27 protein-coding genes and 1 riboswitch are annotated in these 26,034 nt (G+C 67.8%); of the genes, 16 read left to right on the top strand and 11 right to left on the bottom strand.

All coding sequences use genetic code 11. The features are described from left to right. Positions 1–11 precede the first annotated feature (11 nt). Positions 12–1,277, bottom strand: a complete 1,266-nt coding sequence (locus tag OG405_RS03470) for a sensor domain-containing diguanylate cyclase (protein WP_327150194.1) — start codon at positions 1,275–1,277, stop codon at positions 12–14. 28 nt (positions 1,278–1,305) lie between these two features. Then, entirely contained in the window at positions 1,306–2,079 is a 774-nt protein-coding gene (locus OG405_RS03475; RefSeq protein ID WP_327150195.1) for an SAM-dependent methyltransferase, read from the bottom strand. 543 nt (positions 2,080–2,622) lie between these two features. On the opposite strand from OG405_RS03475, the gene OG405_RS03480 reads away from it, so the two are divergent. Both OG405_RS03480 and OG405_RS03485 read left to right on the top strand, forming a co-directional pair. Next, a complete protein-coding gene (locus OG405_RS03480; RefSeq protein ID WP_327150196.1) occupies positions 2,623–2,781 on the top strand; it encodes a hypothetical protein in 159 nt (52 codons plus the stop codon). Beyond that, positions 2,778–3,221: an NUDIX hydrolase gene (locus OG405_RS03485; protein WP_327150197.1), complete on the top strand. Its 444-nt coding sequence runs from the start codon at positions 2,778–2,780 to the stop codon at positions 3,219–3,221. The genes OG405_RS03480 and OG405_RS03485 overlap by 4 nt, the downstream gene beginning before the upstream one ends. 113 nt (positions 3,222–3,334) lie before the next feature. Here the strand turns inward: OG405_RS03485 and OG405_RS03490 are convergent, their stop codons facing one another. The 3 genes from OG405_RS03490 to OG405_RS03500 all read right to left on the bottom strand — a co-directional run bounded on the left by OG405_RS03490 (position 3,335) and on the right by OG405_RS03500 (position 4,498). Continuing rightward, positions 3,335–3,667, bottom strand: coding sequence for a DMT family transporter (locus OG405_RS03490; RefSeq protein WP_327150198.1), 333 nt, complete (start codon positions 3,665–3,667; stop codon positions 3,335–3,337). 1 nt (position 3,668) lies between these two features. After that, the gene (locus OG405_RS03495; RefSeq protein WP_327150199.1) at positions 3,669–3,983 is read right to left on the bottom strand and encodes a DMT family transporter; all 315 of its coding nucleotides are present in this window, start codon (positions 3,981–3,983) and stop codon (positions 3,669–3,671) included. A 10-nt stretch (positions 3,984–3,993) separates the two neighbouring features. Next, a riboswitch (guanidine-III (ykkC-III) riboswitch) is annotated at positions 3,994–4,060 on the bottom strand. A gap of 213 nt (positions 4,061–4,273) precedes the next feature. Next, positions 4,274–4,498 carry a FitA-like ribbon-helix-helix domain-containing protein gene (locus OG405_RS03500; protein ID WP_327150200.1) on the bottom strand — a complete coding sequence of 75 codons (225 nt, stop codon included), beginning with the start codon at positions 4,496–4,498 and terminating at the stop codon, positions 4,274–4,276. Positions 4,499–4,783: 285 nt separating this feature from the next. On the opposite strand from OG405_RS03500, the gene OG405_RS03505 reads away from it, so the two are divergent. The 4 genes from OG405_RS03505 (at position 4,784) to OG405_RS03520 (ending at position 9,844) form a co-directional block, all read left to right on the top strand. Further along, positions 4,784–5,956, top strand: coding sequence for an aminoglycoside phosphotransferase family protein (locus OG405_RS03505; protein WP_327150201.1), 1,173 nt, complete (start codon positions 4,784–4,786; stop codon positions 5,954–5,956). A gap of 263 nt (positions 5,957–6,219) precedes the next feature. Beyond that, positions 6,220–7,503 carry a cytochrome P450 gene (locus OG405_RS03510; RefSeq protein ID WP_327150202.1) on the top strand — a complete coding sequence of 428 codons (1,284 nt, stop codon included), beginning with the start codon at positions 6,220–6,222 and terminating at the stop codon, positions 7,501–7,503. Positions 7,504–7,862: 359 nt separating this feature from the next. Beyond that, positions 7,863–9,035 carry an acyl-CoA dehydrogenase family protein gene (locus OG405_RS03515; protein WP_442790718.1) on the top strand — a complete coding sequence of 391 codons (1,173 nt, stop codon included), beginning with the start codon at positions 7,863–7,865 and terminating at the stop codon, positions 9,033–9,035. 119 nt (positions 9,036–9,154) lie between these two features. Further along, positions 9,155–9,844 carry a TetR/AcrR family transcriptional regulator gene (locus OG405_RS03520; RefSeq protein WP_327150204.1) on the top strand — a complete coding sequence of 230 codons (690 nt, stop codon included), beginning with the start codon at positions 9,155–9,157 and terminating at the stop codon, positions 9,842–9,844. A gap of 21 nt (positions 9,845–9,865) precedes the next feature. Here OG405_RS03520 and OG405_RS03525 read toward each other — a convergent pair whose 3' ends face one another. Together OG405_RS03525 and OG405_RS03530 are read right to left on the bottom strand one after the other, a co-directional pair. Beyond that, positions 9,866–10,729, bottom strand: coding sequence for an SDR family oxidoreductase (locus tag OG405_RS03525; protein WP_327150205.1), 864 nt, complete (start codon positions 10,727–10,729; stop codon positions 9,866–9,868). A gap of 131 nt (positions 10,730–10,860) precedes the next feature. Next, entirely contained in the window at positions 10,861–11,268 is a 408-nt protein-coding gene (locus OG405_RS03530; protein WP_327150206.1) for a hypothetical protein, read from the bottom strand. Between the two features lie 484 nt (positions 11,269–11,752). Between OG405_RS03530 and OG405_RS03535 the strand changes: the two genes are divergently transcribed. From OG405_RS03535 to OG405_RS03560, 6 genes are all read left to right on the top strand, one after another. Continuing rightward, on the top strand, positions 11,753–12,361 hold the full coding sequence (locus tag OG405_RS03535; RefSeq protein WP_327150207.1) for a hypothetical protein: 609 nt from the start codon (positions 11,753–11,755) through the stop codon (positions 12,359–12,361). Continuing rightward, positions 12,358–13,080, top strand: coding sequence for an LppU/SCO3897 family protein (locus OG405_RS03540; protein ID WP_327150209.1), 723 nt, complete (start codon positions 12,358–12,360; stop codon positions 13,078–13,080). Before OG405_RS03535 ends, OG405_RS03540 begins: the two co-directional genes overlap by 4 nt. Before the next feature lie 87 nt (positions 13,081–13,167). Further along, positions 13,168–14,817 (top strand): alkaline phosphatase D family protein, encoded by a 1,650-nt coding sequence (locus OG405_RS03545; protein WP_327150210.1) that lies wholly within the window; start codon positions 13,168–13,170, stop codon positions 14,815–14,817. Between the two features lie 96 nt (positions 14,818–14,913). Next, positions 14,914–16,701: a GMC family oxidoreductase gene (locus OG405_RS03550; protein WP_327150211.1), complete on the top strand. Its 1,788-nt coding sequence runs from the start codon at positions 14,914–14,916 to the stop codon at positions 16,699–16,701. A 242-nt stretch (positions 16,702–16,943) separates the two neighbouring features. Next, positions 16,944–18,314: an MFS transporter gene (locus OG405_RS03555; protein WP_442790719.1), complete on the top strand. Its 1,371-nt coding sequence runs from the start codon at positions 16,944–16,946 to the stop codon at positions 18,312–18,314. A 24-nt stretch (positions 18,315–18,338) separates the two neighbouring features. Then, the gene (locus tag OG405_RS03560; RefSeq protein WP_327150212.1) at positions 18,339–18,800 is read left to right on the top strand and encodes a PaaI family thioesterase; all 462 of its coding nucleotides are present in this window, start codon (positions 18,339–18,341) and stop codon (positions 18,798–18,800) included. Between the two features lie 87 nt (positions 18,801–18,887). On the opposite strand, the gene OG405_RS03565 is transcribed toward OG405_RS03560, so the two are convergent. Then, positions 18,888–19,256 carry a hypothetical protein gene (locus OG405_RS03565; protein WP_327150213.1) on the bottom strand — a complete coding sequence of 123 codons (369 nt, stop codon included), beginning with the start codon at positions 19,254–19,256 and terminating at the stop codon, positions 18,888–18,890. A 677-nt stretch (positions 19,257–19,933) separates the two neighbouring features. Between OG405_RS03565 and OG405_RS03570 the strand changes: the two genes are divergently transcribed. Continuing rightward, positions 19,934–21,037, top strand: a complete 1,104-nt coding sequence (locus tag OG405_RS03570) for a CobW family GTP-binding protein (RefSeq protein WP_327150214.1) — start codon at positions 19,934–19,936, stop codon at positions 21,035–21,037. Here OG405_RS03570 and OG405_RS03575 read toward each other — a convergent pair. Genes OG405_RS03575 through OG405_RS03585 form a run of 3 tightly spaced genes read right to left on the bottom strand, consistent with a single transcriptional unit; the run spans position 20,989 to position 23,757 of the window. Then, positions 20,989–21,459, bottom strand: a complete 471-nt coding sequence (locus OG405_RS03575; RefSeq protein ID WP_327150215.1) for a molybdenum cofactor biosynthesis protein MoaE — start codon at positions 21,457–21,459, stop codon at positions 20,989–20,991. The genes OG405_RS03570 and OG405_RS03575 overlap by 49 nt on opposite strands. Then, positions 21,452–22,537: a bifunctional molybdenum cofactor biosynthesis protein MoaC/MoaB gene (moaCB, locus tag OG405_RS03580; protein WP_327150216.1), complete on the bottom strand. Its 1,086-nt coding sequence runs from the start codon at positions 22,535–22,537 to the stop codon at positions 21,452–21,454. Before moaCB ends, OG405_RS03575 begins: the two co-directional genes overlap by 8 nt. Beyond that, positions 22,534–23,757: a molybdopterin molybdotransferase MoeA gene (locus OG405_RS03585; protein ID WP_327150217.1), complete on the bottom strand. Its 1,224-nt coding sequence runs from the start codon at positions 23,755–23,757 to the stop codon at positions 22,534–22,536. The genes moaCB and OG405_RS03585 overlap by 4 nt, the downstream gene beginning before the upstream one ends. A 134-nt stretch (positions 23,758–23,891) precedes the next feature. Here OG405_RS03585 and moaA point away from each other — a divergent pair, with 134 nt between their 5' ends. The 3 genes from moaA to OG405_RS03600 all read left to right on the top strand — a co-directional run bounded on the left by moaA (position 23,892) and on the right by OG405_RS03600 (position 26,029). Further along, positions 23,892–24,950 carry a GTP 3',8-cyclase MoaA gene (moaA, locus tag OG405_RS03590; protein WP_327150218.1) on the top strand — a complete coding sequence of 353 codons (1,059 nt, stop codon included), beginning with the start codon at positions 23,892–23,894 and terminating at the stop codon, positions 24,948–24,950. Then, positions 24,943–25,185, top strand: coding sequence for a MoaD/ThiS family protein (locus OG405_RS03595; protein ID WP_327150219.1), 243 nt, complete (start codon positions 24,943–24,945; stop codon positions 25,183–25,185). The genes moaA and OG405_RS03595 overlap by 8 nt, the downstream gene beginning before the upstream one ends. Positions 25,186–25,315: 130 nt before the next feature. Beyond that, positions 25,316–26,029, top strand: coding sequence for a YciI family protein (locus OG405_RS03600; protein ID WP_327150220.1), 714 nt, complete (start codon positions 25,316–25,318; stop codon positions 26,027–26,029). Positions 26,030–26,034: the final 5 nt, after the last annotated feature.

The raw sequence follows: 26,034 nt of genomic DNA on the forward strand, positions 1-26,034 counted from the left end.
TGAGCGCGCGGTCAGGAGCGTGACCGGGACGCCTTGTTCCGGTACATGGCGATATCGGCGGCCTGCATCGCTTCGTCTATCGCCGTCGGGGCTTCGTCGAGATAGACGGTGCCGATACTGGTTCCGATGGTGATCGTCTGCTGCCGAATGGCCATCGGGGCGGTGAGCGTGGCGAGCAGATCGGCGCGCATGGCGGCGAGCTGTTCGGTCCCGGAGCAGCGTTCGATCATGGCGATGAACTCGTCGCCGCCCAGCCGCGCCACCACCCCGCCCGCGGCGGTCACGATCCCGTGCAGGCGCACACCCACGGTGCGCAATACCTCGTCGCCCACCGAATGCCCCCAGCGGTCGTTGACCTCCTTGAACCCGTCCAGGTCCAGATACGCCACCCCGACCGGCGGGGTGGCCGCGGCGAGCCGGTCGAAGAAGTACGCGCGATTGGGCAGTCCGGTGAGTTCGTCGTGATTGGCGTCGTGCCAGAGTCGGCGAGCCAGTTTCCGGCGGTCGGTGACATCGACGGCAACGCCGATCAGGAAGCGGATCCGGCCGAGATGATCGCGCACCGCCGACATCGACAGATCGATACCGGTGGTCGAAGCGTCGGGGCGCCGGTAATCGATTTCGAGCCGGAACCGGTCGATACTGCCTGCGAACAGCTGCGTCATCCGTGCGTAGGCGGTGCCGATATTGTCGGGGCCCACCAGATCGATCACCGGCCGACCGGGCATCTCGCCGACATCGAGCCCGAGCATTTCCGCGAACGCGATATTGGCCTCCAGGACGCGCCCGTCGGTATCGACGGTCCCGATCCCCACCGAGGCGCCCGCGAACACCGCGGCGAACCGTGCCTCGGACAGCTCCCGCCGCCGCTCGGCCTCCTGCGCGGCGGCCAGGGCGGCGGCCAGGGTGGCCTCCTGCTCCGCCAGGGCGACCGAGCGGAGGGCGGCGGTGTAACCCGTGGCGAACTCGGCGGCGACCGATATCGCGCGGTCGTGTACCGCGGTGTGGCCGGGCTCGGCCCGGCGCAGATGCTCGACCATGGTGCCGCAGATCAGCGTGACCGTACGACCCACCACCTGGGGGTCGCGGTAGTTGGCATCGGCGAGCGCCGTGGCGGCCGCCCGGGCGATGGCGGGTTCGCGGAGGCCGCGTAGCGCGTCCACGAGTAGCGCCGCCCATTCGGTGAGCAGGTCCTCGATCCGGTCCCGGGTCAGCGTCGGGGCGACGGTGCCGTCGAGTGCCTCCGCCCAGGCGACGGCGAGTTCCCGTACCGTCATGCCCGCTCCTCCGGGCCGGGTGGGTGGTTCAGATCTTGCACGCCACGCCGGCCAGACCGAGTGAGCGACCCGGCTGTTCGTGCCGGTCCCGTTCCGATTCCGGACGCCACAGCGGCAGTTCGACCACGCCGGGTTCCACCAGTCGCCAGCCGTCGAACATCGCGGTGATGGCGGCGCGTGAGCGGAAATGGATACCCACCCCGTTACCGGCGGCCGAGGAGGCACCGAGCTGGGCGGCGTCCTCGGGACGCTGTGCCGAGGTCAGATGAGACAGGGCGATATAGCTGCCGGGCGCCACTGCCTCCCGCAGTGCGGCCACCTTGGCCGCAGGCCGGTGGTCGTCGGAGAGCAGATGCAGAACCGCGAACATCAACAGTCCGACGGGCCGGTCGAAATCTACGAGACCGGTCTCGCGGATCCGTGCCAGCAGATCCGCCGGATCGCGGAGATCCGCCTCGATCGCGCCGTAACGCTGCTCGCCCACCAGGATCGCGCGGGAATGCGCGACGGCGATGGGGTCGATATCGATGTAGAGAACCTGGGCCGGTGAACCGCATCGCTGCACGATCTCGTGCACGTTTCCGGCGGTGGGGATACCCGAACCGATATCGATCAGCTGGGTGACGCCCTGCTCGGCGAGAAACCGGACCGCGCGCCGGAGGAAGGCCCGGTTGCTCAGCGCCAGGCGCGGCAGATCGGGTACCAGCGAACTGCCGCGCTGGGCGGCTCGCCGGTCGACCTCGAAATTATGCGATCCGCCGAGTAGCGCGTCGTACATCCGCGCCGGGCTCGGCTGAGCCATGTCCACACCTTCGGGCGCCCAAGCCGGCCTGTCCATCTCGTCCCCTCTGCGCTCGATACCCGCACGTACCCGGCAACGGAGTACCGGGCCCGAGTGCGGATGACCTTCGCGCGGTCCCTCGGATCGTCCGCGGTACGGATATCCGGCGCCGGCCGGCGGCGTATCTACCGGCCGTCCGGCGCTGCCCGAATAATAGTCCGTACCGCCGCGGCCGCGGTGTGGCCCGGCTCGTGCAGCGGTGGCCGGCCCGGGCCACAAGGTCTCCGGACACGCGATGATCGCGCTCGCTTGTAGGAGCCGAGCTCCGGAATGCCTGCCGATCGCCTGTCGGCTACATCGGAGTATCCGGAGTAACGAGGTATCCGTCACAGCCGGTGTAGCGCGACGGCGGGCTCGGAGTGGCCGTGTTTCCGCTGTGGAGCCGCGACGGTCCCAGCCGCGGTCGCCCTCGTGGAATCGCTGTAATCCTCTGGTGACGAACCCGTTCGAGATCGGTCGGATCGCGTGAGCCCCCTTGCCGGCAGGGCGGGTTCGAGGACCTGCGTGGCGCTGCGGGAGACCACCGCGCACCGGGTTGCCCCGGTCGATCCGCTGTCATCGCCTGTCATCGGATGGTCACCGCGCGGTAATATCGAAACGCTCGCCTGCGGCGTGATCGTCGGCGAGTCCGCCCGATCGAAGGTTGGTGAGACCGGCACATGACGGTATCCATGTTCGACGAGACCCTGCCACGTGGCGAGCGGGACGGGGTCGGACTGCGGGTGGGCGCGATAATCGACCGGGGTGGGGAAGTCCTTCTACTCGAACTGCCCAGCAGCGGCCCGATTCGTCCCACTCTGAAATTGCCCGGCGCGACGGTCGAATCCGGAGAGTCCGTGTCCGGCGCTCTCATCCGGGGTATCCACGAGGAGACGGGGCTGACGGTGACCGATATCCGGCACCACATCGGCGATTTCGATTATCTGTCCCCGGCCGGTAAGCCGGTGCGGCGGTTGCATTTCGCCGTCGAGGTGGCCGCCACCGAGCCGGTGGTGCTGAGCGCGCATGCCGCTTACGAATGGGCGCCGCTCAACGGTGATCTGCACGTGACGTCGTCCATCCAGGGGATTCTCGACAGTTACCGGGAACTGGCCTATCCCTGATCGCTCTCGGGCTGTTGCTCCGTCCTGTTGTCCGGGAACGGTATTCGAAACTCGTCCTCATGCAACTACCCGTTCTCCGCGCGGCGACAAAGGTCGCCGCGCGGAGAATTCGACTACTCCTCGGAGTCCCGGTGCGGGACCAGTTCGAGCCCGAGGACCGCGACCACGATCCCGGTCAGGCACACGATCTTCGCGACGGTGACCGCCTCGGCTCCGGTGACCATGGCATAGGCTACGGTCAGGGCTGTGCCGACCCCGGTCCAGACCGCGTAGGCGCTGCCGATCGGGATATCGCGTACCGCCCGGCCCAGCCCGACCATGCTCGCCGCCAGCGCGACCAAGAAGACGGCGCTCGCCACCGGTTCGGTCAATCCGGCCGACTTTCCGAGCGCGGTCGCCCAGACCGCTTCGCAGAGGGCGCTTACCAGCAGAATGATCCACGCCATCTCAACTCACCGCCTTCAGGCCCACGACCGAGACGATGAGCAGGGAGAGCAACAGGATCCGGGCGGTATCGGCGCGCTCCCGCCCGGTGGCGACGGCCCACACCACGGTCAGTGTGGCGCCGGTGCCCACCCAGACGGCGTAGGCGGTACCGGTGGGCAGATCGATCATCGCCCAGGCCAGCCCGGCCATACTCAGGACCAGGGCGACGACGAACAGGGCGGTGGGTTTCCAGCGGCGGAAGCCGTGTGACGCGGACAATGCGGCGGCCCACACGGCCTCCAGCACCCCCGATACCAACAGGATGAACCAGGACATGACGAACCCTTCCGAGTCAGTCTTGTCGCGATGCGGGTACTGCTCCCTCGTCCGCGAGCCCGATCACCGGGCTCCACAGCGATAACGAACGGGGTCCGCTCGGGATTCCCGGTGGTGAGCGGAACCACCACGATCATCGGCCGGCCCGCGCCGACGCCCGGTCGTCGGCCGGGACCCGCGGTGCGGGCCGAATCCCGGCGCGTTCCCGGACGGCGCGCGGATCGTCGGCCAGGCGCCGGCCCGCCGGCATCCGGCGTAGCTCCGGATGCAGCCGGTGGTCTCCGTGTCGGTCAGGCCGGGTTATCACCATCGGCTGCCGCGGGAGGGTGCTGTTCGCTGTCGGAGGTTTCGCCGGCCAGTACCGCTCCGAGACGCGCTCGCTGCGGGGATCTGGTCACCGCTTCCTCGAGGATCGCGAGGATCTCTGCTTCCGTGCTGTGTCCGTGTTTGTCCGCGCGAATCCGCAGGGCGCGGTACACCGCGTCCGGTACATGTCGAACAGATAGCGTCACCATGGTGGGCGTCTTTCGTCGACAGGGGTCGGTTCCCCGATTATATTTCCCGCTCCGGCAAACTTCCGGCGTCGGCGAAGTCTCTTTCTGATATATCCCGCGGTGGTGACAGGGCGGACCGGCCGAACGATCGGATGCGAGCGCGCTCCGTAGAGTAATCGGCCGAAAGCCATTCCGGCACTGCGAATATGGCGCAAGATCGGAAACTGTCGGTGCGACGGAAAGTCCGGACCGGACGGTTCGGCACGGTGCGCGTGCTCTCGCGCGCATACGGAAAGTGAGGCGGAAATGAATCACAAGCTCTGGTTGCTCGGCCGGCTCGCCGCGGTGGGCGGACATATCGTCGGCGAGAAGATCACCGGGCACCGGGCCCGCACGATCGACGATGTGCCGGCATCCGGCGCCGCGCTCACCGCCGAATGGCTGACCGCGGTGCTCTGCCGGGACACTCCCGGAGCCGAAGTGCTCTCCTTCGAAACCACCGGCGGCAGCAGTGGCACCTCGACCCGGGTCGCCATCCGGGTGGAATACAACGAGCCGGGCCGGGCGGCCGAACTTCCGGAGGCGCTGTTCGCCAAGACCACGACATCGCTGAGTCAGCGCATTCTGTTGGGCGGCGGCAAGATGATCGACGGCGAGACCCGGTTCTTCCGGGATTTCCGGCCGAAATTGGAAATCCAGGCACCATTGGGCTATTGGGGTGCTTCGGATCCGGCGTCCTGGCGGTCGATCGCGCTCATGGAGGATATCGCCGCGACGCGCGGGGCGGTGTTCAGTGAACCCACCGCCCCGATCGGCCGCGCGGAGATGGAAGACCTGGTGCGGAATCTCGCCCGCCTGCACGGCGCATTCTGGGAAGATCCGTCGATCGAGGTGCTCAAGACCACCAACGAGGCATTGCAGGCATATCTCGGGGCGATCGATATGAAGACCCGCTGCAAGGTCGGGCTGGACCGGGCCGAGGAAGTGGTTCCGGAGGGTCTGCGGGGTCAGGCCGATCGGTTGTGGGCCGGGGTCGAGCGCGCGGTGGACCTGGCCACCACCGGACTGCCGCATACGCTGCTGCACGGTGACCCCCATATCGGTCAGACCTACCGGACCGCCGAGGGGCGGATGGGTTATGTGGACTGGCAGGTCGTGATGCGGGGTGGCTGGGGGCACGATTTCGCGTACACCGTGAACTCGGGCTGTGAACCGGAGGACCGGCGGGCCTGGGCCGAAGAACTGCTCCGGGCGTATCTGGCGGAATTGTCCGAGGCCGGGGGTGCGGCGCCCGATTTCGACGACGCCTGGCTCATCTATCGCCAGCAGTCGATGTTCGCCTACGCGGCGTGGGCGTTCACCATCGGCCGTGCGGCTTATCAGCCCGAGATGCAGTCGCGCGAAACCTGTCTGACGCTGATGCGCCGGATCACTTCGGCCATCGACGACAACCGATCGCTGGAGGCATTGGAGGTCTGAGAAGTGCTGCGGGGCCGGGCTTTCGGTGCGCCGAGCCCGGCCGCGCGCGGATGCACGATAATTCGGAATTGTGCGGACTAGTCCCACGAAATTACTAAATTAACGGCCGTGCAACATATTTCGAAATCGATCAGATCCAATGACCATGTCGTACCATCGCCTGGTTCCGGCTCGAGTCAGATTTCTGCAGGAGGAGACTCGATCCGGGAACCGGCCGGCGGAAAACCATCGGCCCCGCACTCAGATCGCACGGAGTTTCGTTCTTGACTACCTCGGACGACCGAATACACGCACAGGCCCATGTACACGGATCACCAGTCGATTCCGATGATCCGCGCGTACCGCTGTACCTGCCGGAATTCGCCGCCGACCCCCATCGGGTGTACCGCGAGTTGCGCGCCCGGTACGGGTCGCTGGCGCCGGTCGAGTTGGCACCGGGGGTGCCCGCCACACTGGTGATCGGATACAGCACCGCTCTGCGGGTGCTCAACGATCCGGACCGTTTCCCCGCCGACCCCCGGACCTGGCAGAAGGATGTTCCGGCCGAATGCCCGATCCTGCCGCTGCTGGAGTGGCGGCCGATGGCCAGCCGTTGCGCCGGCCAGGAGTTCGTGCGCTACCGGCAGGCCATCACCGCGAGCATGGACGAAGTGGACCTGTACGCGATCCATACGGTCGTCGAGAACATCGCGGGCCCGTTGATCAACTCGTTCTGCCGGGACGGCCACGCGGAACTGATCCAGCAGTACGTGTTCCCGCTGGCGTTCCAGGTGATCAACTATCTGCTCGGTTGCCCGCCCGAGATCGGCCAGCAGGTCGCGGCCGGAACGGCCGCGCTGCTCGAGGGCGTGGACGCCGAGGCGGGCAGTCGGATGCTGGGCGAGGCCCTGATGAACCTGGTGCTGCTCAAACGGGAATCCCCGGGCAGCGATATCACCTCGGTGCTGCTGCAGCATCCGGTCGAGCTGACCGAGGAGGAGGTATCACACCATGTCTCACAGGTGTACGGCACCGGGATCGAGTTCGAACTGAACCTGATCGTCAACACGCTGCTGCTGATCCTCACCGACGAACGGTTCGGCGGCAGTGTCCTGGGCGGCAACCTGACCTCACGGGACGCCCTGGACGAGGTGCTGTTCAACGATCCGCCGCTGGCGAACCTGCTGATCACCTATCCGCGGATGCCCATCCTGCTCGACGACGTGTGGCTGCCCGCGCATCAGCCCGTGGTGATCAGCATGGCCGCCTGCAATACCGACCCCAGCATCCGGGCTTCGGAGTTGACCGGTAACCGAGCCCACCTCGCATGGGGGCTGGGTCCGCACGCCTGTCCCGCTCAGTCGCTGGCCTATATGGTCGCCGAAGGCGCCATCGACCAACTGCTGGACGCCCTGCCGGAGATGCGTGCCGACTTCCCCGGCGGCGAACCGGTCTGGCGGCCCGGCCCCTTCCACCGTTCGCTGGCCGGGCTACCGGTGACCTTCCCCCCGGGCACGCCACTGCCCGGCTACGAGGATGCATCCGACCGTCCCGCAGTCCGCGCCTGAGCGCGGGGGGCTCGGCTACCACCGGGTCCGGACCCGCCTACCGGGTCCGGACCCGACGCCCCGACGCCACTCACAGTGTCGTGGGTCTGCCCACTCTCGCGCTGATCCCAGTTCATCCGTGCGCACATCTCCTGTCTTCCCAGGATGGTCCGCCTCCGTGGCCGGGGTCACGAGGGCCCCGACCCCGCGGCGCCGAAGGCGCCGCCAAAATACTTGAATCCGGATTCAAGTTCGTTTACCTTCGGAGTCATCGAACGGCCGTCGGCGCGTCGAGCCGCGCCTCGAAGATCGGAGTTCTCGTGGAGCTGTTCACCTCGACCGAGCGTGCGCGGGAGTACCGCAGTACCCTGCTCGCGTTCATGGACGAATGCGTGTATCCGGCCGAGTCCGTGTACGCCGAGCAGATGGCCGCGGCCGGTGATCCGCACCATCACCCGCAGATCCTCGAGAACCTCAAGACCGAAGCCAAGCAGCGTGGCCTGTGGAATCTGTTCCATCCGCATCCCGAGTGGGGCCCGGGTCTGACCAATCTGGAGTACGCGCCGCTGGCCGAGATCATGGGCCGTAGTCCGGCGCTGGCTCCCGAGGCCTGTAATTGTTCGGCCCCCGATACCGGCAATATGGAAGTCTTCACCCTCTTCGGTACCGAGGAGCACAAGCAGCGCTGGCTCGAACCGCTGCTCGACGGCACCATCCGGTCCGCGTTCGCGATGACCGAGCCCGGGGTCGCCAGTTCCGATGCCACCAATGTGGAGATGCGGATGGAGCGCGACGGCGACGAATACGTGCTCAACGGTCGTAAATGGTTCGCTTCCAATGCCATGCATGCCAATTGCAAGGTGCTCATCGTGATGGGGAAGACCGATCCGGACGCCCCGAAGCATCGGCAGCAGTCGATGATGGTGGTGCCCATCGACGCGCCGGGCGTCACCGTCGTGCGCAATCTGCCGGTGTTCGGTTATGTCGACCGGGAGGGTCACGCCGAAATCGATTTCACCGATGTGCGGGTTCCGGTCACCGATGTGCTCAAAGGCGAGGGCGAGGGGTTCGCGATCAGCCAGGCCCGGCTGGGTCCGGGCCGGATCCATCACGCCATGCGTGCGATCGGGATGGCCGAACGCGCTCTGGAACTCATGTGCGCCCGCGCCGATTCCCGGACCACTTTCGGGCGCAAGGTCAGTGAGCGGGCCAATATCCGGGACTGGATCGCCGAGGCTCGTATCGATATCGAACAGGCGCGGCTGCTCACGCTGAAAACCGCCTGGATGATGGATACGGTCGGGAACAAGGAGGCGCGCACCGAGATCGCCGCCATCAAGATCGCGGCGCCGGTGATGGCGTTGCGGATCGTGGACCGCGCCATCCAGGTGTACGGCGCGGCGGGGGTGACCGAGGATTTCCCGCTCGCGAGCATGTACGCCCATCTGCGCACCCTGCGGATCGCGGACGGTCCCGATGAGGTGCACAAGCTGACGATCGCCCGGGCCGAACTCGGTAGAGCCCGCGCGGCGGCGGAAGCCGCCGGCAAGTAGTCGTCCTCGCCCGGGCCCGCGGAGGTGGCCCGGGCTTTTCGGCTCGTCGCCGGATACGAGCGGCTGCGCCGGCCCCTGGTGCCACCCTGAGCACCCCCAACCCTTCTATGACAGTGAGAATGCCGGTGAACGCCCAGGAAGACAGCATTTCTCCGGGCAGGGCCACGGCTGCGGGGAATGGTGGTTCGCCCCGGCCCGCCCCGAAGAGCCGACGTGGTATCCGCACCCGCGCCGTATTGGTCGCGGCGGCCCGCTCGGTTTTCGAGGCGGACGGATTCGTCGATGCCCGGATCAGCGATATCACCCGGACCGCGGGGGTGGCGTCGGGGTCGTTCTACACCTATTTCGACAGCAAGGAAGAGATCTTCGCCGAGGTCGTCGAACAGGTACGGGAGGAGATGCTGCATCCGCACGTCCGTGCTCGCGGCGGCAGCGACGACCCGCGTGATTGGATCGCCGCGGCGAACCGGGAGTATCTGCTGTCCTATCAGCGCAATGCCCGGTTCATGGCGGTACTCGAGCAGGTGTCCCGTATCGACCAGCAGTTCGCCGCGCTCCGTGCCGAGCGGGCCTCGGCGTTCATCGATCGCAATGCCGCGTTGATCCGGGATCTGCAGGACCGCGGGCTGGTCACCGCTCGGTTGGACGCCCGGGTGACGGCGCTGGCGTTGTCGAGCATGGTCAGCAAGGTTGCCTATCTGGTGTTCGTGGAGGGGGAGAAGATCGAATTCGACACCCTGCTCGAAACTCTCGACTGGATCTGGTGCAACGCTCTGCAACTGCCGGGAAACCCGGACGCGGCCGAGTAACGAGGTCCGGACCGGTAGGAGCTACTCCGCTCGCCGGGGCGTGGAGAAACCACGGAACTTGCGCAGGTAGCCGACGATACGGCGCAGCGGGACCGCGCGCGGCCACTCGTCGGAGCGGAAATACGCGTCGGTGCCCCCGTCGACGAAAATAACGCTACCGCAGAGGAATTCGGCGGAAGGGGAGAGCATCATGGCCACCCAGTCGGCAATGTGCTCCGGTTTGCCGAATCCGCCCGTAGGCACCGGGAACGCCTTGATCGCCTTGGCTTCCAGCGGTGAGTCGAGCTGGCGTTCGAGCAGCGGGGTCAGGATGGCGCCGGGGGCGATGACGTTGAGCCGGATACCTTCACCGGCCCATTCCGGGCGCACAGCATGCCGTCGTACCCAGCGGCTGACCGCGATCTTGGAGGCCGCGTATACGAACGGCCCGGCTTGTTTGCCGAAGATCTTCACCGCCCGCACGGCGCGCTCGGTATCGCCGGCCAGGAAGGCCGCGACCGCCCGGCGAGGGACTGCGGGCACTGTAGTGGCGGAATTGCTGCCGAAGGCGACCACTCGCGCGGAACCACTGGCCGCGAGCGCGGGCCGCCAGGCCTCGAGCAACTCGACCGTCCCGAGATAGTTCACGGCCGCGATCACCGGCAGCCGTTCGGGCTGCGGCGCGGGCCCCAGACCGGCTGCGAGCACGGCACCGTCGAGCCGGCCGTCCGCGGCGGACAGTACCGCTTCGATCGCCGAGCGCCGGCCTGCGGCCGTGGCGAGGTCTGCGACGATATCGGTCTCCTGGATGTCCACCCCGATCACCCGGTGGCCCGCGGCGATCAGTTTGTCGGCGACCGCTCTGCCCATCCCCGACGCCGCCCCCGTGACCGCGTAGACACCCATCCGAAATCCCTTCGTCCGGCCGCGGACTGTGGTCCCCGGCCATTTCGACGGAGTTTGTCAAAAGTAGGGAGTCTGTCAAGAGGGCCGGCGGTCGCAGGGCGTCGGCGGCCTGCCGTCCGAGGCGGCGCGGCTCAGTCCGGTAGGCGCAGATATTCGGGCAGGGTGAAACAGATGATGCCGAAGTCGTAGCCCTTCTGCACATTCACCTCGGCGGCCACTCCGTCGGCCGACACCAGGTGCCGGCCCGGAACCGCCGGTGCCCAGTCCGCGGTGAACTTCCCGGGCCCCACCTGCTCGATCGGGCCGAAGGTCCCGCCACCGGGTTGCCCGTTCACTCGGTCCTCCAGCACGCCCACCCCGTCGCCGAGCACCGTGAGGGTGTAGGCGCAGCTCGTCCCGTACTGGACGAAGCCGAGGCCGAAACCACCGGAGACGCTCACACTCGATACCGCGGCCGAGGCGCCCGGCGCGGGCCCGACCGAGGTCGCGGTGGCGAGAGCGATGGCGGTGACAGCGATACGCAGGTGTGCGGTCGTCATGGCAGGTGCTCCGGTTGTGTCGACGGTGGGTACACGATGGAACGTCCTGTGGGTAGTTCAGCACTCCGGGATTGCGCGGCACAGTCACCGCGGGTCACGAAGTAGTCCCGGTTGGCTCCGTTGCGCGGGCCGGGCCCCGGCTGTGCCGGGACTGGCACATTTCGGTGGGTGTGTAACACCTGGGTGCCGTCAGGTGAATAACGGTGCGTAAATGTTATGGGTACGAGCCGATTGCCAGGGGAGTGCTGCCGGGGCCGATAGCAGCGTCGCGGTGATATCGCAGGGTCCTATAACCGTTGAACGGAACGAGTTCCGGGAATCGTCCCCGGACCATCGAGTTATTGAGTAGCAATTTAAATGATTAATTCTCCGTTTAATTCCCGATACACATCGGAACTCGAATTATCGGTATGGTCCTGTGCGCGAAGTGAAATCGCAGCTCGCCCGGCCCCGGGCCGGTTCACGTGAGAAGGAATTGAGCGTAATGAAGTTCGGCACTTTCGCCGCCACCGCACTTCTGTCCGTTGCCGCCGTAGGGATTTCCGCCGGTGTGGTGCACGCCGAACCTGCGGCGCCGGCTCCGGAGATCAAGAGCGAGGGCATCGACCAGGGCGTCGCCTACGAGACCAGCGTCGACCAGAAGACCCAGAAGATCACCACCGAGGTCCAGGACGGGCGGTTCGAACTGACCCCGGACGGCGCCAAGGCCGTGCTCAAGGCCGTCAGTGGCGCTGTGGTGGCCGAAGTGCCGCTGCAGTACGAGATCTCCGGCAGCGAGATGGCCGTGGCGCACGAGATCAGTGCCGACGGCACGACTCTCGAACTGACCCCGACCGTCACCGCCGAGAACATCGGTGAGATGCGGCCGGTCAGTTCGATGGCTCGGCTCACCACCGAACTGCAGGAGAATGTCGCCGGTGTCGCGGTCGGCGCGGTGCTGGGCGGTCTGCTCGGCGCGCTCGTCGGTGTCGGCTTCTTCAGCATCATCACCGGCCCGATCGGACTGGTCGTGGGCGCGGTGGCCGGCGGCTACATCACCGGGGGGCAGCCGTTCCTCGACTCCGTGATGGCCGTGCTGCGCGGCGAACCGTGACCGAACCGGCCCCCGACGAGGACGGCGGTCGGGCGCCGCTCTCGCAGCAGGACAAACGCGCCCGGGTCGGCGCCACCGCGGCCGCGATCGCCATCGCGGCCGTGGTGACCTCGATCGTGCTGGGTATCGGGGTGGCCGCGCTGCTGGCCACCGCGGGCAGCGATGACGCGGCCGAGGACATCGCCGCGCCCGCTGCCGAGACAACGGCGTCCACCGGCGCGACCGCGACCTCGCTCGCTCCCGTCGCGCCGCCGTCGGTGCTGGTGCCGACGAGTGCGCCGCCGACCACCACCGCCTCTGCGGTCGGTACTGCCGGCTCGGCCAACAAAGAGGCCAAACAGGCCCCCCTGAAGGTCGAGGTCGCGGCTGGGGAATGTCTGAGCGCGGTGGGCGAAAAGGACGTCGCCAAGGCGTCCTGCGGCAGTACGGAATCCCGCTACAAGGTGGCCAGTACCGGCCCGGCGGGTACTGCCTGCCCCGCGGACTCCGATTCCAGCCACACCGTCGGCGAGACGACCATGTGTCTCGATATCGACTGGGTTGTCGGCAGTTGTGTCGATGTCTCGGGCGATCAGCCGCAACGCACGGAATGCGGCCCCGGTGGGGTGCAGGTGATCAGCATCCTCCCGGAAACCGTGAATGTGAACGCGTGCCCGTCGGCCGACCGCGGTTTCGTCTACGACCAGCGCCGCTTCGTGGTCTGTATCGGCGATCGTTAGGCCGGATTCCGGTCGTCCGGGTGACCGCGCCGGGCGACCGGAACGCGCCGCGCGGAACCGGGCATTTCGCCCGGGTTAAGCTGATTCATGACTCTGTCCAGACGTTCGCTGCTGCAGACCGGCACCGCCGGTGCGGTCGCGCTGCTGGCCGGGGCCGGTCTCGCGAGCAGTTCCCCGTATCGGGCGCCGCGGTGGCTGGGGGACCCGTTCACGCTGGGCGTGGCTTCCGGGGATCCGCTGCCCGACGGTGTGGTGCTGTGGACCCGGCTGGCGCCGGACCCCTTCGCCCCGGATTCGCTCGGCGGCACCGCCCTGGCTCCGGTCACGGTCGAGTACGAGGTCGCCGAGGACGAGCATTTCCGCCGGGTCGCCGCGCGCGGTAGCGCGGTGGCCACCCGGGAACTCGCGCACAGTGTGCATCCCGAGGTCCGGGGTCTGGCACCGGATCGCTGGTACTACTACCGATTCCGGGCCGGCGCGGCGATCTCTCCGGTGGGCCGTACCCGCACCGCGCCCGCCGCGGAGGCCACGGTGAACCGGTTGCGTTTCGCGTTCGCTTCCTGCCAGCACTGGAGTTCCGGCTACTACACCGCCTACCGGCATCTGTGCGACGAGGACCTCGATTTCGTCGTGCACCTGGGCGATTACATCTACGAGAAGGAATGGGCGCGCGGTCGCGCCGGGGTGTCGATCCCGCCGACATTACGTGCCGAGGCGACCGATCTCACCGGGTATCGGCTGCGGTACGCGCAGTACAAGGCCGAACCCGAACTGCGGGCGGCGCATGCGGCGTTCCCCTGGATCTGCACCTTCGACGATCACGAGATCGACAACAACTGGGCCGGTTTCGATCCGGGTGCCGGAATCGATATCCACCTGCTGCCCGCGCTGTTCCGGCGGCGCCGGACGGCCGCTTTCCGGGCCATGTACGAGCATCTGCCGTTGCGGATCGGTCAGCTCCCCGCGGGCCCCGATATCCGCATGCACCGCCGTTATTCCTTCGGCGGTCTCGCCGATCTCACCATGCTCGACACCAGGCAGTACCGGTCCTCGCTGGTATGCGGTGACGGCGGCAACCTGGTGGTCGACTGCCCGGACCGGTTCGCTGCCGACCGCACGATTCTCGGTGCACCGCAACGTGACTGGTTGATCGACGGGCTCACCCGGTCTCGGGCTCGCTGGCAGATCCTGGGTAATCAGGTCGCCATGGCGCAGTCCGATTACGACTCCGGACCCGCGGTGGCCGTGGGTACCGATGCCTGGGACGGGTACGTCGCCGATCGGGACGCGGTGCTCGCCACGGCCGCGGCGCGCGGGCGCGGGAATCTGGTGGTGCTCACCGGCGACCGGCACGAGAACTATGTGGTCGATCTGCGCGGCGACTATCGCGATCCGGAGTCGCCGGTGGTGGCCACCGAGTTCACTGGAACCTCGATCACGACCGGGCGCGACGGCGCCGATCTGCCCCCGCGCGGCCGGTCACTGCTGGCCGCCAACCCCGATATGAAGTTCTTCAACGGTCAACGGGGCTATGTCCGGGTCGAGGTCGACGAGCGGCTGTGGCGCAGCGACTATCGGGTGTTGCCCTATGTCGGGCGGCCGGGCGCGCCGATCAGCACCCGTGCGGCATACGTGGTGGAGCACGGCAGGCCGGGCGCGCAGGCCGCGTGGGATCCCGGCCCGCGTATCGATCCGGGCGCTCCGGCTTCCCTACCGGCCGCGGGCGGGGGAGGGTAACTGCTGGGCCGCTCGGGACCGGATTGGCCGAAAGTACCGATTTCGTGTCCGCGGGTATGTCCCCACGGAGGTGATCCAGGCCATAGCCTCGGAAAGATGTCCAGTTCCGCAACGAGCACCGGCACCGGCGCCGGGCCCGGCCAGACCTTCGACTACGACGTTCTCGTCATCGGCTCCGGATTCGGGGGCAGCGTCAGCGCCCTGCGGTTGACCGAAAAGGGGTACCGGGTCGGCGTCCTCGAGGCCGGTCGCCGCTTCGCCGACGACGAATTCGCGAAAACGTCCTGGCGCGCCAGGCAGTACCTGTGGGCGCCGTATCTCGGCTGCTTCGGTATCCAGCGGCTCGCGCTGCTGAAGAACACCCTCATCATGGCCGGGGCAGGAGTCGGCGGTGGCTCCCTGGTCTATGCGAACACCCTCTACGAGCCGCCGGAGAAATTCTTCCGAGACGGGCAGTGGGCGGGTATCACGGACTGGAAAGACGAGCTCACCCCCTATTACGACCAGGCCAAGCGCATGCTGGGGGTGGCCACGAATCCGGCGACGACGCCGACCGACCGCGTGTTGCTGGAAGTCGCCGAGGAACTGGGTGTCGCCGATTCCTATCAGCGGACACCGGTCGGGGTCTTCTTCGGCGGCCCCGGCAGCCGGCCCGGTGCGGATGTGCCCGACCCGTACTTCGGCGGTGCCGGCCCCGCCCGCCGCACCTGCACCCACTGCGGCGAATGTATGACCGGCTGCCGCCACAATGCCAAGAACACCCTGGTCAAGAACTACCTCTACTTGGCCGAGCAAGCCGGGGCGACGGTGCACGCGCTGCGAACCGTCACCGATGTGAAACCGCTGCCCGGGGGCGGCTACACCGTGGAGACGGTGACGACCGGGCGCTGGCTGCGCAAGAAGCGCGCCGTGTTCACCGCTGAGCAGGTGATCTTCTCCGCCGCCTCCCTGGGCACCCAGCGGCTCCTGCACACACTGCGTGATTCCGGCTCGTTGCCCGAGATATCGGGCCGCCTGGGGTTTCTTTCCCGGACCAACTCCGAGGAACTGCTCGCGATCCGCAGCCGGGACAAGGACAGTGATTTCACCAGAGGGGTGGCCATCACCTCCTCGATCCACCCGGATCACGACACCCATATCGAACCGGTGCGCTACGGCAAGGGCAGTAATGTCATCTCGCTGATGGGCAGCGTCATGGTCGACGAGGAACCCGGTGTTTCCAAGCGCCGGCTGTGGCTGCGCGAGATCTGGCGCAATCGCCGCGATCTGCCCCATCTGCACAACCCTCGGGGCTGGTCGCAACAGATGATCGGCCTGCTGGTGATGCAATCGCTCGACAATTCGATCACCACCTACACCAAACGCGGGGTGTTCGGCCGCAAGATGACGACCCGGCAAGGTGAGGGCGCGCCCAATCCGACCTGGATTCCGGCCGGGCACGAGGTGGGCCGCCGGGTCGCCGACAAGATCGACGGTATCGCCGGCGGTGCCACCAGCAGCGTGTTCAATATCCCGATGACCGGTCATTTCATCGGCGGCTGTGTGATCGGTGAAAGCCCGGAGACCGGTGTTGTGGATGCCTATCAGCGGCTCTACGGCCATCCGGGGCTGCATGTGATCGACGGTTCCACCATCTCGGCCAACCTGGGCGTCAACCCGTCGCTCACCATCACCGCGCAGTCCGAACGCGCGGTCGCGATGTGGCCGAACAAGGGGGAGGCCGACCCCCGGCCGCCGCTCGGGTCCACCTATCAGCGGGTCGCGCCGGTGACCCCGGTGGCGCCGGTGGTCCCGGAGTCCGCGCCCGCCGCGCTGCGGCTCCCGCTGATCGTGGTGAATCACCGGCCGGATTCCGCCGTCATCGGCGGCGAGGAGCCGCGCTGAGCCGTCGCGATCATCGGTCCCTGCCGGGTGCCGCCCGCAACCCGACCGGGCCGTTTCCCCGCAGGTGTGACCGCCTTCACATACGCTGGCCAGTAGCTGATGAGAGGTGCCCGGTCACCCCGGCCCAGATGCGTCCGCGTTTATCCAGGGAAATTCCCGGGTAACGGATGGAGGTCGATACTCGCCGGAACCCGGTCGGCGGCGAGCGCGACGTCATGGGTCGGCCGGGCCGACACGGGCGCATGCGCCGGAGAGGACTGACCGTGACGGACCAGCAGCCGGAACCACCACAGGTCGAAGCACCACATCTCAAGAGGTCGGTGGCGGCCTCGGCAATGGGCAACGCCACCGAGTGGTTCGACTACGGCGTCTACGCCGCAACCGCTACCTACCTGACCGACGCCTTCTTCCCCGGGGATTTCGGCACCCTGTTCACAATGCTCGGCTTCGCCGTCTCCTTCGTCCTGCGGCCGGTCGGCGGCATGGTCTGGGGACCGCTGGGCGACCGGGTGGGCCGCAAAGTGGTGCTGGCCACCACCATCCTGCTCATGGCGGCCGCCACCGGCCTGATCGGCGTGTTGCCGACACACGGCCAGATAGGGGTGCTCGCCCCCATCCTGCTGATCCTGCTCCGCGTGGTGCAGGGATTCTCCACCGGCGGTGAATACGGCGGAGCGGCGACCTATCTCGCCGAATGCGCCACCGACAAGAAGCGTGGCTACTTCGGCAGCTTCCTGGAGTTCGGCACGCTCGGTGGTTTCGTCGGCGGCTCGGCGGTAGTGCTGTTGTTCCAGCTGATCCTCGGCTCGGACGCCATGCACGATTGGGGCTGGCGGCTCCCATTCCTGATCGCCGTCCCGCTGGGTGCCATCGGCTGGTACATGCGCACCAAGCTCGACGAATCGCCGGTTTTCACCGAGGTGAACGAACAAGAGCACCCGCAGGGCGGGCTCCGGGTGCTGCTCACCGAGTACCGGCGCGAGCTGCTGGTGCTGGGCGGTCTGGTCATCGCGCTGAACGTGGCGAACTACACGCTGCTCACCTACCAGCCGACCTATCTGCAGAACACCATCGGCCTCGGCGAATCCACGACCACCGCCATGATGCTCATCGGACAGGTGATCATGATGGCTTGCGTCCCGTTCTTCGGCCGGCTGTCCGATCGGACCGGGCGCCGTCCGCTGTGGTTGTTCTCGCTGGTCGGTCTGGCGGTGCTGTCCGTCCCGATGTACTGGCTGATGGGTATGGGCACCGGCTGGGCGATCGTGGGCTTCGTGGTACTGGGGCTGCTCTACGTTCCGCAGCTGTCCACGATCAGCGCGACCTTCCCGGCGATCTTCCCGACCCACGTCCGCTATGCCGGTTTCGCGCTGGCCTACAACGTGTCCACGGCCGCGTTCGGTGGCACCGCCCCGCTGGTGAACGAAGCGGTGATCGAGGGCACCGGCTGGACGCTGTTCCCGGCCATCTACATGACAGCTGCCGCCCTGATCGGTCTGGTGGCGTGGTCTTTCCTTCGGGAGACCGCGGGTACGTCGTTGCGCGGTACCGAGGTACCCGATGCCGCGCCCGAGCCCGAACCGCCTTCCACCGAGAAACAATCCGTCGCGTGACCCATCGGAAGGGCCGACCCTGTTATGAGTGATGTCCGCAACCCGCCCATCGCCGAGGTCGTGAACTCGGCGCTGGAACAGACCATTCCGGTCGCGCACCGGATGGGTGTGTACGCCGAGGAGGTGCGGCGCGGGTATGCCGCGGCCACTGTCCCCGTCGAGGGCAACGGCAATCATTTCGGGGTCATGTACGCCGGAGTGCTGTTCACTGTCGGGGAGATCCTCGGCGGTGCCATCGCGGTCGCGAGTTTCGACACCGCGCGTTTCTATCCGCTGGTGAAGGATCTGCGGATCGTATTCCGGAGACCGGCGACCACCGCGGTGCGCGCCCAGGCCACCCTGGACGAGGCAGAGATCGAGCGGATCGCGGCGGAGGCCGCGGCCAACGGGAAAGCGGATTTCACGCTGCGCGCGGTGCTCAGTGATACCGACGGCGTGGTGGTCGCCGAAACCGAGGGGCTGTACCAGCTCCGAGCCCACCGGTAACCGGTCGCGGCCCCCCTCCGCGACGGCTTCGGCACGAGCGGCCCGGCGCCCCGGTATCGGGGGCGCCGGGCGGCGGTGTGCCCGGAATCAGAGCCCGGCCGAACCGGTCGGTGCCGGCGGCACCATCCGCCAGGGGCCGCAGTTCTCGGTTTTGAAGCCCGCGTCGGTCGGTTCGACGGTGACCCGGATCGGGCCCAGCTTCGTGTAGTTGTTCTCGATGATGTAGCTCATATTCGTGTTGTCGCCTTCGATCAGCCGGAGTCGCCGCCAGTCGCAACTCCCGGCGGGATCCGCGGGCCCGGGCGATTCCCACGTTCCGGGCCGGATATCGACCCCGACCCGGTAGACGCCGTCGTGCGGTATGGAATCCGCGGGCTCGGCTGCCGCGATACCGCTGCCCAGCACGGTCGCCGCCGACAACATCGCACCGGCGATCAGAAACGTGCCTGCACGCATTCGATTCTCCTCGGTATTTCTTTGTTCTCGATACAGCGAGATCCCCCACGATCTCCCCGGCACGTTTACCAGAGTCGCGGTACCGATTTCGGAGAACAGCGACATTTCCGGAGATTCCACGGGAAATCCCGGGCTTTCGACCGGCAGCGGCCCGTCACTCCAACTTCGCTGATTGCAGAAGGGTTGCCCGGCACCTTTTGAAACATATTCAATTCTGAAACATGGACAATTCTATTGAAATGCAGTCGGTTCACTACCGGCTGCCGAGATTTCGGGCAGATCAACGGTGAACCACTCACGATCTCCCCTGCCTGCCTGCCTGCCTGCCTGCCTGCCTGCCTGCCTGCCTGCCTGCCTGCCTGCCTGCCTGCCCTGCCTGTCGCACCCGAACCGGCGCCCATCGCATCGTCCCGGCTTTCCACACACACCGTGTGCACCGGCGCCGCACTTCATACGCTCGTGTGTGGGACGCGATTCACCACCCCCGCTCCTCCGCGCCGAGTCTTACGAGGCCCACAGAGGTTGCGGGCCGTCCCGCCCTTAGGCCAGAGGTGCTCAACGGTCGCATTCCTCGGACGGTCGGCAGCACGTCGCAGGCGCGAGTCTCGGGCGCCGAAACGCGGGACCTCAGGGCCCGCAACCCGCGCCGCCGAAGGCGGCGCAGATATTATCGTGCGGTGGCTGAGCGTATACCTGTGGTGATCGTGGCCGGGTTCCTCGGTGCCGGAAAGACCACCCTGCTCAACGACCTGTTGCGGAACAACCGGGGTACCCGGATCGGGGTGGTGGTCAACGATTTCGGCGCCGTGAACATCGACGCCATGCTGGTGGCCGGACAGGTCGACGCGATGGTGTCGATGGGCAACGGATGCGTGTGCTGTGCGGTGGACGTCTCCGAACTCGACGATTTGTTCACCCGGCTGACCGAACCCCGTGCCGGTATCGATGTGATCGTGGTGGAGGCCAGCGGGCTGGCCGAACCGCGCAATCTGGTGCGGATGGTGGTGGGCAGCGAGAATTCCCGGATCCGCTACGGCGGGCTGCTCGAGGTGGTCGACGCGGGAGAGTTCGCGGCCAGCCGGGAGCGGCATCCGGAACTGGCGAGCCATCTACGCCTGGCGGATCTGGTGGTGGTGAACAAGTCCGATCGGGTGGATCCGGCGCATCTGGCCGAGTTGCGAGCGCAGATCGCCGAACTGACCGGGGGTGCACCGGTGTACGCGACCACCCACGGTCGTATCGATCCGGGGTTGCTGTTCGATCCGAGCCGCCGCGGCAGCGGGGTCCGCGTCGGGGAACAGTTGAGTTTCGATGAACTGTTGCACGACGAGCACGAAGAGCGCGGGGGTTGCGACCACCGGCACCTGCACGACGACTACACCAGCGTGGCTTTCATCGAGGCCGCGGCCCTGCATCCGCGCCGTCTGATCGACTTCCTGGAAGACCCGCCCGCCGGACTGTTCCGCGCCAAGGGTTTCGTGACCTTCGCCGCGCCCGGGCACGGCCGATTCCTCCTGCATCTGGTGGGTCGTGCGATCACGCTCGAACCGGCGCCCCGGTCCCGGGGCGAGGGGACGGAGTTGGTGCTCATCGGCACCGGTCTGGATACCGGGGCGTTACTGGATCGGTTGCGTGCGACCGTGCACAACGGACCCGGATCCCTCGGCGATCAGGCGATGCTCGCCGTCTGGCGCTACGTTCCCGATACCGGCCGCGCGGCGGCCGATGATCTTCAGCCGCAGGCGTTGACCCATTCGGAGAGCCCGTCGGCGAACAGTTGACGTTTCCAGATCGGCACCTCGTGTTTGATCCGGTCGACCAATGTCGTGCACGCCGCGAAGGCTTCGGCGCGATGCTGTGCGGCCACCGCCGTGACGATCGCCAGATCGCCCACCACCAAGTTCCCGACCCGGTGCACGGCCGCCACTGGCAGACCGCTGGATTCGGCGACCGCGGCGCAGCATTCGCGCAGGAAACGGGCGGCCTCCGGATGCGCGGAGTATTCGAGCGCCGAAACCGCCTGCCCGCCGTCGTGATCGCGGACCATTCCGGTGAACAGCACCACCGCCCCGTAGCGGGATCCGCGCACGGCGGCGTCGACCGCCGCCGGGTCCAAGGGCAGTTCGCTGATCTCGGCGAGCCGGACACCGGCTGTTGCGACGGCGGGCTCGCCGCCGGGTGTTCCGGTGGACAGGTCAGGCATGTGCGCTCTCGTTTCCGAATTTCCTACCCGGCGGGTGTCCCGCGCGGTCGTTCTCGTGTGCGCCACCACCCGCCACCTGGGCGAGCAGATGCGCCAGCAGCGGTGTCAGCACCGCGATACCGTCTTTCACCCCGCCCGGGGAACCGGGCAGGTTCACCACCACCGAACGACCGGCCAGACCGGCGATTCCGCGGCTGAGCGCGGCCAACGGGAACGTCGCGGTTCCGCGCTGCCGGATCGCCTCTGCCACCCCGGGCAGTTCCCGGTCCAGAACGGCGGCGGTGGCCTCCGGAGTGCGGTCGGTGGGGGAGGCGCCGGTGCCGCCGGTGGTCACCACCAGGTCGGGGCTGGTACGCAATGCGTCGGCGAGGCCGTCGGCGATATCGGCGTCGGCGTAGACGAGGGGGCCGCGCACGGTGTATCCGAGATCGCGCAGCCACGACACCAGACGTGGCCCGGTGGTGTCGGTACGGGTTCCGGCCGCCGCGCCGGTGGATGCCACGACCACCACCGCGGTCCCGCCGGCGTCGCTTCGGGGGGACAGTGCGTGTGCTCCGGGTTCGGAGTGCGGCTCCGGATGCGATGTGGTTCCGGTATCGGTCGGCTGCTCCGCGCGGGTCCAGTGCCCGCGTTTGCCGCCCTCTTTGCTGAGCAGCCGTACGCCGTTCAGTTCGGCCGCCGGATCGACTGCTTTCACCATGTCGTGCAAGGTGAGTCCGGCTACGGCCACCGCCGTCAGCGCTTCCATCTCCACGCCGGTGGGGCCGGTGGTCTTGGCCGTGGCCTCGATGGTGATGGCGGATTCGGTGAACCCGAACTCGACTTTCACCGAAGACAGGGCGAGCTGATGACACAGCGGGATCAGTTCGGAGGTCTTCTTGGCGCCCGCGATCCCGGCGAGTCGGGCGGTGGCGAGCACATCGGCCTTCGGCATATCGTCGGCGCGCACCAGCGCCACCACCGCGGCGGTGGTCCGCAGCTCCCCGCCCGCGACAGCGATACGCGCGGTATCCGCCTTGGCACTCACATCCACCATGCGGGCGCGACCTTCGGCATCCACATGCGACAACTCGCTCATAGTGTCCACACTCGCACAGTCGCGCCGGGCGGGAGTTCGGTGACCGCCGCCGGAATATCGATCAGCACATCGGCTGCCGCCATGCTCGCGACGAGATGAGAGCCCGGACCCGACACCACCTCCACGGCGTGCGGACGCGACCCGTTCCAGACCAGCCGACCGCGCAGGAACTGACGGCGGCCCTCGGGCGATCGGCGCACCGCGCCCAGCAGCGGGAGCTCGTATTCGATTGCCGGGCCCAGTCCGGAGACGTGGCGCAGGATGGGCCGGGCCAACACCTCGAACGACACCACCGCGCTCACCGGGTTGCCCGGGAAACTGAGCACCGGCACTCCGTCCACGACGGTGAGCCCCTGCGGACCACCCGGTTGCATGGCCACCGAACCGAATTCGCCGCCGAGTGGGATCAGGACCTCCCGCACGACCTCGAAATCACCCATGGAGACCCCGCCGGTGGTGATCACCAGATCGGCGGCGGCGGTCGCGGCATGGAGCATTTTCCGGAAGTCCGCGGGTTCGTCACCACAGTGCACGACACCGGCCACCGCGACACCGTTGGCCGTGAGTGCCGCGGCCAGCGCGATCCCGTTGGAGTTGTAGATCTGCCCCGGCCGCAGCGCGGTGCCCGCGGCCACCAATTCGCTGCCGGTACTGATCACGACAGCGCGTACCGGCGTGAACACCGGGACCCGAGCCAGCCCGGCGGCGGCCAGCGCCGCGATATGCCGCGGTGCGAGCATGGTCGCGGCGCTGACCAGTCCGGCGCCGGCCCGGATATCGCTGCCCGGCTCCCGCACGAATTCACCGGCCGAGCGGCCACGGGTGATCTGCACCGAGTCCGAACCGGCGGTCGTGTCCTCCACCGGGATCACACAGTCCGCCCCGGCGGGCAGGGGAGCACCGGTCATCACCTTGCGGGCGGTGCCGGGTGCCAGCGCTTCGCGGCCGGGATCGCCCGCGGCCACCACCCCGGTCGTCGGCAGGGTCACCGGTGTGACCGCGACATCCCGCGACCGGACGGCGTAGCCGTCCATGGCGGAGTTGCGAAAGACCGGCAGATCGATCGGCGCGTGCTGATCCTCGGCGAGCTGCCGGCCGAGTGCCGCGGCCACCTGGACGTACTCGACGGGCCGGGCGGCCAGCGGTCGTAACAACTGTTCGATGGTGTCGCGATAGTCGTCCGCCGATCGGACCGGACGACTGGCGGGCCGAGAGATCATAGGCCCAGACTAGTGGCGGTCACCGGCCGATCGCCGCCCTCCTACCGGCGGCGACGCGCGGACGGGCGGCCCCGATACCGGCGGATACCGCCGCGGCTCGCTCCGGCGGCGGTCTCGGCGTACATAATGGAGGCGTGACGCTGGTCGAAATGGGGATCCCCACCGTGCGGTCCGGGCGCCCCTCTCTCGATGGGCGTCCGGAAACACCGCTGCTGGTGGATCGATTCGGCCGGATCGCGCGGGACCTGCGGGTGTCCATTACGGAGAAGTGCTCGCTGCGCTGCACGTACTGCATGCCCGAGGAAGGTCTGCCCGCGATCCCGGCCGAAGAACTGCTCACCGCCGCGGAGATCGTCCGCCTGGTCGGGCTGGCGGTGGGCGAACTGGGTGTCCGCGAGGTGCGGTTCACCGGTGGTGAACCGCTGATGCGCCGCGATCTGGAGGAGATCGTGGCCGGCTGTCACGCGGCCGTGCCGGCGGTACCGCTGGCCATGACCTCGAACGGGATAGGGCTGCGTCATCGCGCCGCCGGTCTGGCGGCCGCCGGGCTGAGCCGGGTCAACATCTCCCTGGACACCGTGGACCGCCTGGGTTTCGCCCGGTTGACCAGGCGCGACCGGCTGGACTCCGCGATGTCGGGTATTCGCGCCGCCGGTGCGGCCGGGCTGGCGCCGGTGAAGGTGAACGCGGTCCTCATGCGGCAGACCCTGGACGGTGCCGCGGATCTGCTCCGCTGGTGCCTCGACGAGGGTTGTGAACTGCGGTTCATCGAGGAAATGCCGCTCGACGCCGACCACGAATGGGCGCGCGCGAATATGGTGACCGCCGCCGAACTACTCGAGGTGCTCGGCACCCGTTTCCGGCTCACCGCCGTCGGCCGGGACGATCCGTCGGCGCCGGCGGAGACCTGGCTGGTGGACGGCGGTCCCGCGACCGTCGGCATCATCGCCTCGGTGACCCGGAAATTCTGCGATACCTGCGACCGCACCCGGCTCACCGCCGACGGTATGCTGCGCTCCTGCCTGTTCAGTGATCAGGAGTTCGACCTGCGGGCGAGTCTGCGCGCCGGTGCGAGCGACGAGGAACTCGCGCAGTTGTGGCGGGGTGCCATGTGGCAGAAATGGGCGGGCCACGGTATCGATGCCGCGGACTTCGTCCCCCCGGAACGCACGATGGGAGCAATAGGTGGTTGAGGTCCGCTACTTCGCCGCCGTGGCCGACGCGGTCGGCAAGGACACCGAAACCCTGGACCTGCCCGCCGGCGCCACGATCGCCGACCTCCGTTCCCGGCTGGCCGATACCTACGGCCCGGATCTGGATAAGATGCTCGGTGTCTGTGCCTATCTGATGGGTGACGAACTGACCCGGGACACCGCCGCGCTGTTGACACCGCGGGTGGATGTCATGCCTCCCTTCGCGGGCGGCTGAGCTGCTCGTCCCGCAGCGCCGGGCGTGCTGTTCACCGAATCCGGCGAACCCCTGTAGAGAAACCGCGTCCACGCACGTCGTAGTGATGTGAGGGGTATCGGACTCCTCGCTCACGAGGAAGGATGACGGTATGTACTACCTGGCTCTGTTGACCGGCCGCGAGGACGAATCCGTCGCGCGACCGGGTACGGCCGAGTTCGACGCGGAAGTCGCGCAGTACGCGGCGTTCGACGCGCGGGTGGGTGAGGTCATCGCCGGTGGCGCGGCGCTGTATCCCGCCGATACCGCGATCACTGTCCGTCGCGACGGTGGGACGACGCTGGTCACCGACGGCCCGTTCGCGGAACACGCCGAGGTGGTGGGCGGGTTCTACGTATTCGATGTGGCCGATCTCGACGAGGCGATAGCACTGGCCCGCCATTTACCCGCCGCTGCCACCGGAGCGGTCGAACTCCGGCCGCTGGTGCAGTGGCTGCCGCACGGCGAACCGGGCGCGGACTGGTGGATGGCTCTGCTGTGGGAGCACGCCGATTCGGTGGCTGCTCCGGGCACCTCCGAATGGGAGTCCGCGGTGGCCGAGCACGAGCGTTTCGGTGCGCGGGCCGGGGCGGCGATCCGCGGTGGCGGCGCGCTGCGACCACCCGCGACGGCGACCACGGTCCGCTCCGGGCCGGATACGCCGCTGATCACCGACGGTCCTTTCACCGAATCCGCAGAGGTGGTCGCCGGTCTCTACCTGTTCGCGGCACCGGACGCGAGCTCGGCCACGGAACTCGCCGCGCTCATCCCGATCGGCCACAAGGGCGGCACCGAGGTGCGACGGGTGGTCGATCTGAGCGGGTGAGCGGC

This window comes from Nocardia sp. NBC_01329 (genome assembly GCF_035956715.1).
Taxonomy (GTDB): domain Bacteria; phylum Actinomycetota; class Actinomycetes; order Mycobacteriales; family Mycobacteriaceae; genus Nocardia.

Excerpts from the sequence above, each read along its gene's own strand:
- moaCB (WP_327150216.1), bottom strand. The coding sequence starts at position 22,537 with ATGAGCGAGTTGTCGCATGTGGATGCCGAAGGTCGCGCCCGCATGGTG.
- OG405_RS03500 (WP_327150200.1), bottom strand. The coding sequence starts at position 4,498 with ATGGTGACGCTATCTGTTCGACATGTACCGGACGCGGTGTACCGCGCC.
- OG405_RS03545 (WP_327150210.1), top strand. The coding sequence starts at position 13,168 with ATGACTCTGTCCAGACGTTCGCTGCTGCAGACCGGCACCGCCGGTGCG.
- OG405_RS03475 (WP_327150195.1), bottom strand. The coding sequence starts at position 2,079 with ATGGCTCAGCCGAGCCCGGCGCGGATGTACGACGCGCTACTCGGCGGA.
- OG405_RS03565 (WP_327150213.1), bottom strand. The coding sequence starts at position 19,256 with ATGCGTGCAGGCACGTTTCTGATCGCCGGTGCGATGTTGTCGGCGGCG.
- OG405_RS03585 (WP_327150217.1), bottom strand. The coding sequence starts at position 23,757 with ATGATCTCTCGGCCCGCCAGTCGTCCGGTCCGATCGGCGGACGACTAT.
- OG405_RS03550 (WP_327150211.1), top strand. The coding sequence starts at position 14,914 with ATGTCCAGTTCCGCAACGAGCACCGGCACCGGCGCCGGGCCCGGCCAG.
- OG405_RS03530 (WP_327150206.1), bottom strand. The coding sequence starts at position 11,268 with ATGACGACCGCACACCTGCGTATCGCTGTCACCGCCATCGCTCTCGCC.
- OG405_RS03515 (WP_442790718.1), top strand. The coding sequence starts at position 7,863 with ATGGACGAATGCGTGTATCCGGCCGAGTCCGTGTACGCCGAGCAGATG.
- OG405_RS03485 (WP_327150197.1), top strand. The coding sequence starts at position 2,778 with ATGACGGTATCCATGTTCGACGAGACCCTGCCACGTGGCGAGCGGGAC.
- OG405_RS03505 (WP_327150201.1), top strand. The coding sequence starts at position 4,784 with ATGAATCACAAGCTCTGGTTGCTCGGCCGGCTCGCCGCGGTGGGCGGA.
- OG405_RS03535 (WP_327150207.1), top strand. The coding sequence starts at position 11,753 with ATGAAGTTCGGCACTTTCGCCGCCACCGCACTTCTGTCCGTTGCCGCC.
- OG405_RS03575 (WP_327150215.1), bottom strand. The coding sequence starts at position 21,459 with ATGCCTGACCTGTCCACCGGAACACCCGGCGGCGAGCCCGCCGTCGCA.
- OG405_RS03495 (WP_327150199.1), bottom strand. The coding sequence starts at position 3,983 with ATGTCCTGGTTCATCCTGTTGGTATCGGGGGTGCTGGAGGCCGTGTGG.
- OG405_RS03525 (WP_327150205.1), bottom strand. The coding sequence starts at position 10,729 with ATGGGTGTCTACGCGGTCACGGGGGCGGCGTCGGGGATGGGCAGAGCG.
- OG405_RS03555 (WP_442790719.1), top strand. The coding sequence starts at position 16,944 with ATGCGCCGGAGAGGACTGACCGTGACGGACCAGCAGCCGGAACCACCA.
- OG405_RS03600 (WP_327150220.1), top strand. The coding sequence starts at position 25,316 with ATGTACTACCTGGCTCTGTTGACCGGCCGCGAGGACGAATCCGTCGCG.
- OG405_RS03520 (WP_327150204.1), top strand. The coding sequence starts at position 9,155 with ATGCCGGTGAACGCCCAGGAAGACAGCATTTCTCCGGGCAGGGCCACG.
- OG405_RS03470 (WP_327150194.1), bottom strand. The coding sequence starts at position 1,277 with ATGACGGTACGGGAACTCGCCGTCGCCTGGGCGGAGGCACTCGACGGC.
- OG405_RS03560 (WP_327150212.1), top strand. The coding sequence starts at position 18,339 with ATGAGTGATGTCCGCAACCCGCCCATCGCCGAGGTCGTGAACTCGGCG.
- OG405_RS03490 (WP_327150198.1), bottom strand. The coding sequence starts at position 3,667 with ATGGCGTGGATCATTCTGCTGGTAAGCGCCCTCTGCGAAGCGGTCTGG.